The 13,581-nt window shown below is 59.0% G+C and carries 13 protein-coding genes; 5 read left to right on the top strand and 8 right to left on the bottom strand.

Annotated elements, in window-relative coordinates; all coding sequences use genetic code 11:
- Positions 1 to 3 precede the first annotated feature (3 nt).
- The gene (locus GNZ13_RS43725; RefSeq protein WP_172176733.1) at positions 4 to 603 is read right to left on the bottom strand and encodes a DUF1571 domain-containing protein; all 600 of its coding nucleotides are present in this window, start codon (positions 601 to 603) and stop codon (positions 4 to 6) included.
- An 8-nt stretch (positions 604 to 611) separates the two neighbouring features.
- On the bottom strand, positions 612 to 1,208 hold the full coding sequence (locus GNZ13_RS43720) for a short chain dehydrogenase (protein ID WP_172176731.1): 597 nt from the start codon (positions 1,206 to 1,208) through the stop codon (positions 612 to 614).
- Positions 1,209 to 1,628: 420 nt separating this feature from the next.
- Here GNZ13_RS43720 and GNZ13_RS43715 point away from each other — a divergent pair, with 420 nt between their 5' ends.
- On the top strand, positions 1,629 to 2,126 hold the full coding sequence (locus GNZ13_RS43715) for an SRPBCC family protein (RefSeq protein WP_172176729.1): 498 nt from the start codon (positions 1,629 to 1,631) through the stop codon (positions 2,124 to 2,126).
- A gap of 51 nt (positions 2,127 to 2,177) precedes the next feature.
- Here the strand turns inward: GNZ13_RS43715 and GNZ13_RS43710 are convergent, their stop codons facing one another.
- Positions 2,178 to 3,398, bottom strand: coding sequence for an MFS transporter (locus GNZ13_RS43710; RefSeq protein WP_172176727.1), 1,221 nt, complete (start codon positions 3,396 to 3,398; stop codon positions 2,178 to 2,180).
- Between the two features lie 216 nt (positions 3,399 to 3,614).
- On the opposite strand from GNZ13_RS43710, the gene GNZ13_RS43705 reads away from it, so the two are divergent.
- The 3 genes from GNZ13_RS43705 to GNZ13_RS43695 all read left to right on the top strand — a co-directional run bounded on the left by GNZ13_RS43705 (position 3,615) and on the right by GNZ13_RS43695 (position 8,085).
- Positions 3,615 to 4,211, top strand: coding sequence for a GNAT family N-acetyltransferase (locus tag GNZ13_RS43705; protein ID WP_172176725.1), 597 nt, complete (start codon positions 3,615 to 3,617; stop codon positions 4,209 to 4,211).
- Between the two features lie 266 nt (positions 4,212 to 4,477).
- Positions 4,478 to 5,026 carry a hypothetical protein gene (locus tag GNZ13_RS43700; RefSeq protein ID WP_172176723.1) on the top strand — a complete coding sequence of 183 codons (549 nt, stop codon included), beginning with the start codon at positions 4,478 to 4,480 and terminating at the stop codon, positions 5,024 to 5,026.
- Between the two features lie 776 nt (positions 5,027 to 5,802).
- Positions 5,803 to 8,085: a putative bifunctional diguanylate cyclase/phosphodiesterase gene (locus GNZ13_RS43695; RefSeq protein WP_172176721.1), complete on the top strand. Its 2,283-nt coding sequence runs from the start codon at positions 5,803 to 5,805 to the stop codon at positions 8,083 to 8,085.
- Positions 8,086 to 8,231: 146 nt separating this feature from the next.
- On the opposite strand, the gene GNZ13_RS43690 is transcribed toward GNZ13_RS43695, so the two are convergent.
- From GNZ13_RS43690 to GNZ13_RS43680, 3 genes are all read right to left on the bottom strand, one after another.
- Entirely contained in the window at positions 8,232 to 8,993 is a 762-nt protein-coding gene (locus GNZ13_RS43690; protein WP_172176719.1) for a hypothetical protein, read from the bottom strand.
- Positions 8,994 to 9,183: 190 nt separating this feature from the next.
- On the bottom strand, positions 9,184 to 9,525 hold the full coding sequence (locus GNZ13_RS43685; protein ID WP_172176685.1) for a hypothetical protein: 342 nt from the start codon (positions 9,523 to 9,525) through the stop codon (positions 9,184 to 9,186).
- A 401-nt stretch (positions 9,526 to 9,926) separates the two neighbouring features.
- A complete protein-coding gene (locus GNZ13_RS43680) occupies positions 9,927 to 10,457 on the bottom strand; it encodes a hypothetical protein (protein ID WP_328807383.1) in 531 nt (176 codons plus the stop codon).
- A 318-nt stretch (positions 10,458 to 10,775) separates the two neighbouring features.
- Between GNZ13_RS43680 and GNZ13_RS43675 the strand changes: the two genes are divergently transcribed.
- Positions 10,776 to 11,180: a cupin domain-containing protein gene (locus GNZ13_RS43675; protein WP_172176717.1), complete on the top strand. Its 405-nt coding sequence runs from the start codon at positions 10,776 to 10,778 to the stop codon at positions 11,178 to 11,180.
- Positions 11,181 to 11,458: 278 nt separating this feature from the next.
- Here GNZ13_RS43675 and GNZ13_RS43670 read toward each other — a convergent pair whose 3' ends face one another.
- Positions 11,459 to 11,956 (bottom strand): aconitase X swivel domain-containing protein, encoded by a 498-nt coding sequence (locus GNZ13_RS43670; protein WP_172176715.1) that lies wholly within the window; start codon positions 11,954 to 11,956, stop codon positions 11,459 to 11,461.
- Entirely contained in the window at positions 11,940 to 13,196 is a 1,257-nt protein-coding gene (locus tag GNZ13_RS43665; RefSeq protein WP_172176713.1) for an aconitase X, read from the bottom strand. Before GNZ13_RS43665 ends, GNZ13_RS43670 begins: the two co-directional genes overlap by 17 nt.
- Positions 13,197 to 13,581: the final 385 nt, after the last annotated feature.

Genomic DNA, 13,581 nt, shown 5'->3' with positions numbered 1-13,581 from the left:
GGGTTATAGAAACGGCTCGATTTCAGGCAAATCGACGCGAAGGTCTTCCATCAGCACCGTTTCGATCAGTTCGCCGCGCCCGTCTGCGCTGATCACCTTGATCGGCAGACCGGTCATCACGTCGAGCCACAGCTGATAGCAGCCATCGCCGGCCGCGCCGTGCTCCGGCGCGCCCGAGATGACCAGATGTACGGCGTGGCGCGAGCCAACCGCCTCGTGGCCCGCGATTTGCGTCTCGCCGTGGCGCTGGAGTTCACGGACATTCCCCAGCAGGGCGCCGATATCGGAGCGATCGACACGGTGAGCGTTCGGTCCTTGAATCAATGGATTGTCGGGTGCGAGCACAAGCCGCGGGAACGTATGAAAGCCGAATGGCCAGAGCGTCACCTTGTCCGTCTTCGGACTGTAGGCGAGGACGGCGCCGGCATGCGGGCGGATGAAGTCCATCCGGATGAATCCCGGCTTGCTGTAGCAATAGCGGACTTCGACCGGAACGCCTACGGACGGTGTCGACCGGAGCGTCGCCTCGTAATTCGTCAGCGCGTCGAATCGGGCTTGGGCATCCGCGATGAGATCGGGCGCCGCAAAGAGGCAATCTGTCATGGTGCGCGTCAATGAGTTGCCGACACGACCTGCCCGGTGATGTCTTCTTCCACGCACTTGCGAAACGCATGCGCGACGACCGACGCGCGCACGCCGTCGTTCGGATTGCGCCCCATTGCCTCAAGCGTTTCGGCCACCCAGCCCGGACTCACGACATTCACGCGCAGCCTGTCTTTCAGTTCGAGCGCCGCCGCGTGGGCGAACGCTTCCACGCCGGCATTGACGATGCTCACCGCTGCGCTGCCCGCGATCGGGTGATGCGCGAGCACGCCGCTCGTCAACGTGATCGAGCCGCCCTGTTTGATGCTCGATACGCCGCAGCGAACCAGATTCACCTGGCCCATCAGCTTGTTCGCGAGGCTGAACGCGAAGTCATCGTCTGCGAGCGTGTTGAGCGGCGCAAATCTTGCAGTGCCGGCGACGCACACCACCGCATCCAGCGACTGCACCTGCCTGTACATCGCGACGATCGATTCCTTGCTCGAGATGTCGACGGCGATGGCCGATCCTTTGCGGCTCGCGCCGATCACGTCGTGATCGGACGACAGCAAACCGACGATTTCTTTACCGAGGAGCCCTGTCGCCCCGACCACCAGGATGCGCATACATCCTCCTGTACTCACAGGTGAAGAACGTCCATTCTGACGCTCCGCATGCATGGATGCAACGCCGTTCTACCGTTGCAGTTCCTGAGTGGCAAACGACCGATCAGTAGCCGATAATCGACACGCCAGCCAGGATACTTGAATGACGGTTGAGGCCGATGAGGAGCCAATCGCCGACCCGTGACTCGACCACTGACTCTTCATCGGCCTCTTCGGCCTTTCAACAACCAGCAGCCAAATGGCCGAGTTGGGCCCGGCGGCCTCTGACGCGTGCCTGGCGCCAACCATGGCACCCGCCACGCCAGACAAGCCATCGGAGCAACTGATGCAGCAGCCCGGATTATCGACAATCTGTGAACTCAAGGCTGCAGCAAAACAATTGCAACGGATTGAGGGGCGAATATGGGCTTAAGGAGCGTGGTGCTGACCGGCATCGTCGCCGGTGTTGTCGGCATAATTGGAGTCCTTTTCTTCCTACACGAAGATAGTAGTGCGCATGCGGACATTCTTATCAACCGACCGCCTGCCGACGTGTGGAAAGTCGTATCGAATGGCGCTGCGTATCCTGATTGGAATCCCTTCATTACCCGGGTTGACGGCGACTTCAGGGAAGGAGCGACAATCCGCATTGTGTTGGGCGCTGGATCGGATTCGATGGTGTTCAAGCCGACTGTCCTGCTCGTTCGTCCGGACCAGGATCTTTGCTGGCGCGGCAGTCTGTGGATTCGCGGCGTATTCGACGGTAACCATTGCATTCACCTGACGGCCGTAGCTGGCGGCACTCGTCTTGAGCAAACGGAGCACTTCTCTGGATTGCTTGTCGGGCGCTTGACGAAAGATGTAATTGAGGACACTCGGCGTAACTTTCAGGCGATGAATGCAGCGGTCAAACAGCGAGTTGAATCGGAAACGCCTTGATCGCACTTGCCTTATCCGCCTCGCCAGGTCATGTGCAGTCGTAGCATGGTGTTATCCCAGTGCGGGGACTGTCCTGCGCCGGGTAGCGGCAGTAAGCAGCAGCAACATCCCTGCAGACAGCACTGCGAGCACGCACCAGTTCAAGGCTGGGATCCGCCAGCGCATGCCAAGATCGAACAGCCCTCCGGCTACCAGGCTACCGCACATGACGCCAATGTTTTGATAGAAGTGCTGGCGCGCCATCATTGGGCCAGTTTGTATGCCGTGTGCCTTCGCATAGCCTGACACGATCACGTCGAACGACGGCACGTAGAAAATTTGCCCCAGAGCCAGAAGTACCGCTGCGCTCATGACCAGCCACGCCTCGCTGCCTGCCATGGCCATCAGGCCAAAGCTTGCCAGCAAGCTGCCGAAGCCGAAGAGCAGGAAGCGGAAGTGCCTGTCAGCGCTTTTGGCCATCCGTGTCACGCGCATCTGCAGCAGCAGTACCGTGAGCGAGGAAATCCAGAACGTTGTGGATACCGACATGCCTGGCACGAAGCGCGGAACGTACAGACTCATCGCTACCGTCGGCTGGATAGTGAGGAACCAGAACACGACGTTGGACAGCAACAGGGAACGCAGTGCCGGCTGGCGAGCTTCCACGACGGCTGTGGGTCCGGCAGCCGCCTTCGGCACCGCATCGGGTGAAGCTTGCGCTTCCGCTGGCGGATTGGCCAGAATGTCGGCTATTGCCAGGCGCATGAACGTCGCATATCCGATGAACATCACCAGGATCGCGGTGAACACGGCTGTCATGTGGCGCGCGGTGATCAGGGCACCGCTGAGGTAACCGAACAACATACCCAGCCGAATGGCCATCGACAGGCCGGCGAACAACCGCGCGCTTTCCAGATCTTTCAGCTTAAGCAGGTAGTTCTTTAACCCCGGAAACGACAACCCGCTGCCAAGGCCGGCCGCCAGCGCGACGGTAGCGAATGTCCATGGCAAATGCATAAATGCCATGCTGAATAGTGCGACACCTTCAAGCAGGATGGTCGAGACGATGGCGGCCGGACGTTCCGTGAAGATCGAATGTCGGCTTGCGAAATGCGAGCCCAGCATGCGGCCGAGATTGGTGGCAAAGAGGATAGATGCGGCCCATACGCCGGAGAAGTGCAGCCCCACCTGCGACAGCATCAAGGGTACATAGAAGGCCACCCCTCCGGCACCGAGGGCGACGCCCAGGTACATGAGTCGGGCATTGTAGATGGAGCGCCTGCGGTCGTTCATCGGCTTGGGTCCGTGAAAGAGCTTGAGCGGATCATGGCGCACGTCTGCGGCAGAGCCTCAGGCGAACGCGGCGCGTTTCAAGCTGTTTCATTTTCTGGTAGAGGTATTTAGACGGCAGCCGATTCTAATTTGAAAAAAATTCTCGCGATGCACTTAGATCGGAATTTCTTGAAGTATCCTAACGGATCCCTTTATGAACTGATCTGAGAACAGCCGATGTCTTTTGAAATGGGTGGAATACTGTTCGAGGTAGAAGACTATAGTGCCATCGAACTTGGTCGTGGAGACATCCCGATCGTTCAAACATTTTTGGAAGACAATCCCGAATACTTCTTGTCAGCAGAAGGATGCCCGCCGACAAAGACTCAAGCCAAGGAGGAGTTCGAAAGCGAATTGCCGGAAGGATGGGCATTTACTAACAAGCGCACGATTGGATTTGTCGATGCGAGCAAAGAGTTGACCGCATTTGCGACAATCGTTTCAGATCTCTTCGCTGACGGTGTGTGGCATATAGGATTGTTGATCTTGTCAACCGATAAGCACGGCCAAGGTGTAGCCCGTTGCTTGTACAAAGGCCTTGAGAGTTGGCTTAAGGCGTCGGGAGCGCGGTGGTTGCGCCTCGGTGTCATTGCCGGCAACGTGCGAGCGGAACGCTTTTGGGAACGCAACGGCTACCTTGAAACGCGCCGTCGGTATGGTGTCGTGATGAGAAATGCCACCCATACCATGCGGGTTATGATCAAGCCGCTAGGTGAGGCCGGAATAGGCGAATACCTGAGTCTCGTTAGTCGCGATCACCCCGACGTCCCGTAATAACCAGTCGATGCCGACTGAGTGGCGAACATCGGGTCAGCGGGCCTCCGCGCACTCCAGTGACCGAATTCGAAAATCCCAGAGAACACGTATTGCTGGAATAAGCCGGCGTACTTCATCGTTTACTCGTCAGGCAACTACGCCCCGAGCGGCAAGCCTCTACTGCAGTTACGCTCGCGGCGTGAATTTGCGCAAGCACACCGATGTGCTGGGTGACGCCGACGACACGACGTCGAAAACGTCGGGGATTCATGTGGCCGTACATCATGGACAAACTGCTTCGTTGCGGGACATTGCTCTTCTGTCTCGGCTTCGCTGCGCCTGCACTCGCGCAAACCTATGACGAACTACCGGTGCCGGCCGACAGTGCGAATTGCCGCGCAGTTGCCGGGCAGGCAGAAATCGATGGGACGATGCAGCAAGTCGTCGGACGTGCGTGCCTGCAAAGTGATGGGACCTGGCAAATTGTGCAAAGCCCGGATGGCAGCGCGCTGTGGTACCCCGTCGCAGCCTATCCCTATCCCGACCCCTGGTGGTGGGGGCCGCCGCTATTCATTGGGGGCGGCGTGAGCTTGATCTTTGTCGACCATTTCCATCACTTTCACCACTTCGACCACTTTCATCAACTGGGTCACGATCTCTTCGCACCAATCGGAACGGGCTTTCACCGTGGCCCGTTTCCGGGCGGTGGTATGCATAACTTCGGTGGTATGAGGGGATTCGGCGGCATGCATGGGTCCGGCGGCATGCATGGGTCCGGCGGCATGCATGGATTCGGCGGCATGCACGGATCCGGCGGAATGCATCGGCACTAGTCTAACTTTTCCTATACGCGCTTCTCGCCACGCTCATATGGGATCGTCCAACGGGACCGCTCAGGAACCCACTACGAAAGCCGTTCAGGGGGCAGTAGGGCGCCGGCGGGTGGCGTGAGGTGTCTCCGCAGCCCGCACCTTCCCGTTGACGATCAGTATGTACGCCGCCGGCGATCGCGTCCCGGTCCGCGGGCACATGATGGTCGCGCCCGGGGTCCGGCCCTATGAGCCGCCGCCCCCAGGCGTGCTGCCGCCGCCACCGCTAGCGAGTTGAGGCTGACGCGCGCACTGGCAGGCATGGATATTGTCCGCAGGCTCCAGCCGGACGACACGCCGGCCATTGCAATCCACCCACGCGAGACCTTTAGAAAGACCAGAGCGTGCCGTTAACAAGCGGTGGTCCGACAAAACGTGGACCGGGATCGGAGTCGTCCGTCAATTACTCGGTTCGGAGTTAAGCAACGAACCGAGTCATGCTTCGGGGCACGGCTTCCGGATGCGCACGTCATCTGCGGGCAGACTGGTACCTCCAGTTTCCTTCTGCCCAATCTGCTCGAACAGATTACCCCGTTGACGTGCCGTTCCACATCGGAGCAATCGTGACCAGACAGAACGGTACTCAAAGGCGTCGATATCTGTGGCGACGCAACGCAGGAGCAAACCGAGTTGAGCAGACGTCGTTGAACGTGCCCCCCGCGCGGCGGACCGCAATATTTGGTCTAGTCCTCGTTCTGTTGAGCGTGCCGCTCCTGGCCTTCTGGGGAGCCTATGAAAGCTTGAGCGCCGGTTTCGCCGCGCAAGCTGCCAACGAGGCGGATAAAGCTTTCGAGGAAGCCCGCTACTGCGTCGCATGGGAGGAATCGGCCGAACGCAAGTACTTCCTGGACCCACGTCCGGAGGTTCTACGCCAGCACCGCGAGGCCGGCCAGGCACTTGACGCGTCGCTGAAGAAGGCGATGGCACTTGAACCCGGCAGCAGCACGATGCTGCTCGGCCTGTTGGAGAAGCACGCGAAGTATCGAGCGTTCGCCAAGCCGATGTTCAAGGCCGTCGACGATCACGACATCGCGAGAGCCAATGAGATCGATAAGGATTCGGCCGATCCGCTCTTCGACGATATCGAGCAAAAGGTCCTCGCAGCAGCGGCACAGCACCGCGACGATGCGACGATGCAACTCGACCGGCTCGTTGTCGTGCAACGGATCGTCCTGATATCAACCCCCGTAGTTCTGGCGATCGGCGTGGGGCTCACGTTGTTGTTTCTTCAGATGCTGCGGCGTATTCGCGAGAACGCCGATGCAGCGGCCCAGGACGCGCTGCGCACGAGCGAACAGAGGCTGCAGGCGCTTGTCGCCAACACGTCGGATGCGATACTCGTTTCCGACGTCAATGGGACGGTGACTTACGAGGCGCCGACGCGAAGACCCGATCCGTTGAACAACATGGGCCAGATCGTCGGCACCAGTCTGTTCGATCCGGTCCATCCCACTGACCGTCCCACGCTGCAGGGCCTGTTGGAGACCGTGTCGTCGACGGCGCGATCCACGAAATCCATCGAAATCCGTACTCGAGGCGAGGGCGATGCGTGGCGCTATATTCAGCTTACCTTGACGAATCTGCTCGACGAACCGGCTGTCGGCGCGATCGTGGCGACAGCGAGCGACACCACCGAAAGAAAGAACTTCGAAGAGCAGCTCGCGCGACGGGCCTTCTACGATACGCTCACCTCGTTACCGAACCGCGCACTGCTGCTTGATCGTATTAGCCAGGCCGAAGCGCGCGCGCGTCAACGTAATGCGATGATCGGAGTCGTTTTCGTCGACCTGGACAACTTCAAGCGGGTGAACGACAGTCTCGGGCATCACGTGGGAGACCGGCTGCTGATCGCAGCGGCCAAGCGCCTCGAAGGATGCGTTCGCCCGACCGACACCGTCGCGCGACTGGGCGGAGACGAGTTCGTTATCCTGCTGGAACACTTGGGGAGTGAAGCGACGAGCGAAGGCACCCTGGTCGCGGACAACATTCTTGCGCAATTCAGTCAACCGTTCGATCTCGACAACAAACAGTACATCGTCAGCGCGAGCGTCGGGCTGGCATTCGCGCACGCTGGCCGCGGCCGCGGCGATGCTGACACCTTGTTGCGGGACGCCGACGTCGCCATGTACCGGGCCAAGAACGGCGGAAAGGGCCGCTATGTGGTTTTCGAAGAGAACATGCACGCTGAAGCAGTCAAAAAGCTGGAGATTGAAACGGACCTGCGTTACGCGATCGAGCATCGCGAACTACGCGTGTATTTTCAGCCCATCATGCAGCTTCAGGCGGCAGGGTTCCGTGAAATGGAAGCGCTCGTGAGGTGGCAGCACCCCACGCGAGGTTTGTTGCCGCCGTCTGAGTTCATTGCGATTGCAGAAGAAAGCGGCCTGATCATTCCGCTCGGACGATACGTATTGGAAGAGGCTTGCCAGCAAGTCGCCCGCTGGCAGCGGGAGTTCCCAACAGAGCCGTCACTGCAGATTAGCGTCAATCTCTCGCCTCGGCAGTTCGATGATCCCAATCTCGTTGCCGACGTGGCTGCGGCGCTGTCCAGTGCTCATATCGGCCCTGCCTCGCTGAAACTCGAGGTCACCGAGGGCCTGATCATGCGGGATACGACAAAGAGCATCGAGACGCTCCGAAAACTGAAAGATTTTGGTGTAACGATCGCAATCGACGACTTCGGTACGGGCTATTCATCGCTAAGTTATCTTCGCAAGCTGCCGCTGGATGTGCTGAAGATCGACCGATCCTTCGTCCAGGGCATCGGTACGAGTGCCGAAGACGATGCAATCGTTCGAGCCGTCATCTCCATGGCGCAGTCGCTTGGACTGTCCGTCACGGCCGAGGGCATTGAAACGAGCGAGCAGGCAAGGCTCCTTCGGGAATGGTCCTGCCAGGCTGGACAGGGCTATCTTTTTTCGCGGCCTCTGCCTGCGGAGGAATTCACCGCTCTGTTTCGTACGCGTTCTCCCGGTTCCGGCCGCAGCCATTCCGCGGGGGACTTCGCCACGGAACTGCGCTGATCCATGCGCGGCTGCTGTCGGTTGAGCGTGTATCGGCCACCTCTGCCGCGTCGCAATCTCACGAACCGCCATGAGTACGGTGTGAGACGGCCCGAGGTTTCAGAAACGTCGAACGGTGACCCAAGGGCATCATGTGTCTCGTCGTCTCACATCATGCCGCCCATGCTCCCTGTGCCGCCCACCCCGGTCCCACCGGTCCCACCGGTTCCGCTTGTGCCCGTACCTGGCGATGTCGCAATCGGATGTGCGGCCCCCGCCGTGGCCATGAGTGTGACGGCGACTGCGTCCGGTTCGCCGTTGGCGTCGATTGCGCCGAGAGCGAGGAGCGCTTCGAGATCGTTGTCCTCGCCTGGTTGGCCGACAGTGAATGCGGTGGTCAGAAAATTGGGGACGGAAAGCGTAACACCATACTTTTGCTGCAGATTCTGTACGACAGCGGCCTGCGCAGTCAGAACGTCGGTCTGATTCTGCAGCGTCTGCTGAAACTGCGTGTTCGCCGCGAAGCCGGTGATGAGCGCGCTTTCATTCGTACCGAGTTGCGCCGCCAGATACGACAACAACAGATCCGTCTCCGGCGTGACGTTGTACGTGCCGCCCGCGAACGCCGCGGAATGCAGCATCGTCCCGCCCGAAGTTGCAGTGATCATGCACGGCAACGCTGCGCCGAACGTCGCGTGGTAGTTTCCGTTCGCATCTGCAGAGACTGACATCGAGCCCCGCGCGCAGGCGATGCTGATCGTCGCATTCGCGAGTGCCTTGCCCGTTGCCGCCGTGCCGGCGATCGAAATCATCGATGTGCTGCTTGCGCTACCACCGCCTCCGCCGCCGCAGCCAGCGAGCAACGCAGCGGATGCAATTAGCAGCCCTGCGCTGACAGAACGGATGACGTGCTGTTGTCGAGTGCTCATCGAAGTCTGCCGTTGGTTCGTATGTCGTCTAAACGATTCCGCGGGGGCGTCTATTCCATCTTTCGCGCAGCCTCTGAGGCTGCGAAGGCATTGCTAAGTGGCTGGCGCCGACCATTGCTATCTGTTCGGCAAAGAAGCACGGGCGTTCGCGCGGAGGATTGTGGAGGTGCTGTCTGTTGCGTGATTCCGGCTACTTGCGCGGACCACCGCCGTGCGATCCGCTCGCTCCCGACGGCTGAAAGTCACTGCCGAAACCACTTGAGTCGTGCCCGCCGCCGTGGCCTTCGGCGCGCGCGCCGTGCCCGCCGCTTGCCATGGCGCCGCCGTGATGAAAGTCACGATCATGGTCATGGCCGCGATGAAAATCGAAGTCATGGTCATGGTCATGGTCATGGTGCCGATGGTGAAAGTGGTCGATATCGACAAAACCGAGAAAGCCTCCTTCGTACAGGGGGTACCCATAGCCTGGACCGCAGTAATATTCGGCGCTCGCGGGATTGGTCATCATGTACTCCTGATCACAGGAATTCATCGATGTGTCGTAGGGCGCCGCGGCGCACCCGCCCAGGACCGCGGCTGCAAGCACCCCCGTCAAAGGGGGCAAAATCATGTGCTGCACGATAGGACCTCATCTAATACGGCGGAACAACTCCGCTAAAGATTTAGACCGCGGCGCGGCATATATGTCCCGGGGCCGCGCAGGGGAAATTCGTTACCGCGTGTGACAGAACGAGGTTGCCGAGCCCCTCAAGCCCCGCATTTTCTCTTCGCTCCCGTGTGCGCAACGGCTTACGCTTCAAGCGCCGCGCGCAGCAGTCCGCTGCTGGATCGAATGACGTGCGATTGTCGAATGCTCATCGAACTCTGCCGCGGGTTCAGATATGTCGTATAAACGATTTGCCGTCGTGGGCTATTCCATTTGACCCAAGCCGGTCAGCGCGTGACGAGCAAAGACGTATGCAGGCCCATCGAGTAGTGGCCTGGCTGATTGCAGATTAGTACGTAGCGGCCGGGTGCCAACTTGAGTGTCAAACGCTTGCTCTTGCCGGGGTCGATGTCCTCCACCTCTCCCATTTTTTTGAACTGGCTCTCGGACACCTGTCCATTTTTAAGTGGCAGCTTATCGGCGGCCAAGTCCGTTTTAAGAACGACAAGCTCATGTTTCAGACCAGTGTCCGGTGCGTTGCTTACCTCGAAGGTGACTGTGCCTGCCTTAACGTCACTAGCATTGAGCTGGATCGTGTTCATGAGGAGCGTGGCTTTTATCGTCTGCTCTGCGTAACTAGGGCTACAAACGAGGCCGAGTGCGGCCATACCAAGGAAGACTGCGGTGCGTGGGCTTGAGAACATGACGTTTTCCTCTACGAATACCGCGAGTATCAAAGAGTGGCCAATCGCCCCCACGCGTGACGCCAGGCGAAGGTCCGGACGAAGCGTTAGGAACGGCGTGCAGTCGATCGACATCAAGATGTGTCTGTAACTGATATTTGCGCGTTGCTCGCACCGCCGTCCGAGTCGTAGTCGTCGCGCAAGGCTAGGAATGTCAAGCGCGAACACGTGTCGAGCGTTGATCCTTCAGGCCACCTGCTCACTACAGAAATAAAACGGCCGGTGCCGCGGGCTTATTCCCGTGTCCGAGAACTATTCTCGTGTCGGTCGCTATCCAATGAAAGCCTGAAGATCAAAGTAAATTTCAAAAAACGGGACAGACGTGCATCCGCCCTGTCCACTCGTAAGGGCGCGCGCGGGTTGCTTTTGTGGTTTGGGGCGCGCAGAACAAGCGTGAAGCGCAGCGAAAGTCGATACGTGCAGGACGACCTTCATCATGCTCTGCGTCGTCCTGTTTTCGGGCTGCACCCTGTTCTCACCGGTAAAGCTGAAGAGGTGCTTCACTTCATCCGAGGCAAGGGCAACGCGGTTGTGGAAGGGCGCGATTACCTGATCGCGCCAGGTATGACAGTTTTCCCGGGTCCACAGAAATCGCATACGGTGATAAACGACGGAACCGAAGATTTGCACTGGGCGTGGTTCTTTCTGCCATCAGGTCTTGAGACCTTTTTCAAGGCCATCGGACGGCAGCGTAGTCCCGCCGACGGCGCTCCTGATGCGTTCGCGAGACCTGAGAACGTCAGAGCGATTGAAACGAGCACAGGTTTTTCGTCGGTGGCAGCAAATCGCCTAGGGTAGCGTGCCCGCGTCGACCGCTTTCTCTTACTGTTTTAGGACATCACTTGTCATGGTACACACTGAATTGTTGCATTCGTCTCATCGGCAGGTCGTAAACATTGCGCATCGCAACGTTCAAAGCTGCGCCGCAGTTGCGTCGGCTTCTTCTTATGCGGCACTGCTGACCTCGCCGCTATCGAGCCTCGTGGGCAGTACACTTGAGCGAGCGGACGTCGCATCGGTCGCGATTCTTGGGTACAACTAATTTCATTCATATGACCGAGCCGCATGCCGGAACCCTATGGGTTGCGGCTCCCATCACGTTCACTGTCGGTGACGTAAATTCTCGCGGGGCGGGACGTATCGCCGGCGTCAATCTCCAGTGTTGCGGTGAAAGACGCAATTTGCGCGAACACGTCTTCGCCGACACTCACGACTGGTACGTTTAGGGCATAGAGTTCGTTGGCGGCAATAACGCCTATTGCAAGAATCAGGTCGCGTTCTGCCAGTACGATGCCGCTGGGGCCAGTCCCGTTGTGCAATGCTTCAGCCAGCACGCTGCTGCTGGAGCTGGAGCCGCGCGCCCGCGGCATCACAAGCATCCGGTCTTTCAAGCTTTGTCCGTAGCCCGGATGTGTCTTGTCGATGATCACCCCGTTTTCAGCGTCGTAGCCGCCCCAGAAGCTCAGCGGGGGTAGCGCGATTGTAAGGCCGCGTGCTCGCCCCGGCACGACGACTTGGCCGTCAAGCTCGAGAGTGGGCGGGATCGTGGTCGTAGCTCTAGCCGGCCAGTTCATCAGTGCAAACTCTCCCTTCGAAGGCGGAGCGAACACATTCAGTCATGCTCCCAAACGCGACTGTGACGCCGATGTTCGCAGGGGCATAGTGAGCCCACTTCCCTGAGTTAGTCATCACCAGTCCCTTGATCTGTTTCATCACGGGGGTGATGTAAGTACATGTGTCCACCACAATCTGAACGCCGCGCGAGGCCAGTTGCTGGGCGAGTCCTTCCTCTTCGATCTGCCAAAGAACATAACGGTTCGTATTTACATAGAAGTCGCATCGGAGCGGCCCTTTGTGTGATTCGAACAGTTTGGCGAGCCGTCGGAACTCGTTGACCGAAAAATGCGGTGTTCCCAGACTGATCGCGGCGAGCGGCCCGCTGGAGCGAGCATCGTTCCACTTATGATGGATCGCAACAAGGTCCGCCTCGCTGACAACAATGGTCTGTTCCGGCTCGCCACCCTGTAGCGCGGCGTCAAGCGTCGAAGCTTCTGGAGTAATTCCTACCGCGTGGAAGAGCGCCACTGAGCCGCTGGATGCGGCCGCAGCGCCAAGAGATTTCAATTCGTCTTCTGTCGTGTCCGCAGGTAATCCAGTGATCGCGGCTACCGTTGCTCCAGCTTTAAGGCCGAGAAAAAAGCCGAGAGCGGCGAAACAGGCGTCGCGCCGTGATGAATCACTGAGGTTGGGCGCTGCGAGCACAAGATGGGCGGCCCGGTTTTCGGTGACATGCAATCCGGCATACGGGACGCGGCCAGTAATTGCCGCCGCGAGATCAAGAAAATCGCCGTAGCGACTCGTCCGGGCGCCCAAAACTGAGTTGGCGAAAACGATCGCATTCGATTCAGCCCACGCGATCTGATCGCCTAGGCGTGGGCGGTGCTTTAGCTGGTACGGTGCGCACGTGAAGGTAGCTTCGCATCCGAGTTCCAGATGTGCCTCCATAAGGCGCTTTGCTGCGTTCGCAGTTTCCGGTTTGCCGCGATACAACTCCGGGTGTATGAGGTCGAGCGATCCGACATTGAGTGTGGTCGGAACGGCGACCTGCGTTCCGGACGCGACAAAGCGCTCGACAAAATCGAGACTCACGGATCCGTGGTACAGACACCCGTCGATATGAGCGGAGGAAATGTCGACAAGTCTTTGAGCGTTCATCACATGCGCCGTGGCGACGACTATACGCATCGCAAGCGCTGCACCATCACCAAATTCACCACTCAGCATCGCTTTGTCACGAACCGATAGCTCAAGCACTGTCGCCTCTTTGTTGTGGTCACTCGCAGCAGGAATCAGGATACCCCACGTTCGCATTGACGACCGCGTATGGCCAAGTGGACGTTCTCCGAATTTGATGCCGGGCATCGAACTAATTTGTCGACCATCACCTATGCTCGTGCGTTGCGCGAGGCCTTTTCCATATGGACGCTCTGATCGAGCACCGGTCGCTCGCTTGGCTCTTCTGCGTCGGATGGTGCCTTCGCAGTCGTTAGACCAATCAGAACAGCCGGCCTGCGCGAATGCGTGCTTCTACAGGAGGGACGGACGACCCGGCAATTCTCTGGATATCGCTCGCCCATTCCCGCTCATGAGGTCTGCCATTGCTGGCATTTGTCTGATTAAAGCCGTGATCAGTCGTTTA

Source organism: Paraburkholderia elongata, from assembly GCF_013177735.1.
Lineage (GTDB): Bacteria > Pseudomonadota > Gammaproteobacteria > Burkholderiales > Burkholderiaceae > Paraburkholderia > Paraburkholderia elongata.
This window is presented reverse-complemented; position numbering and strand designations above follow the sequence as displayed.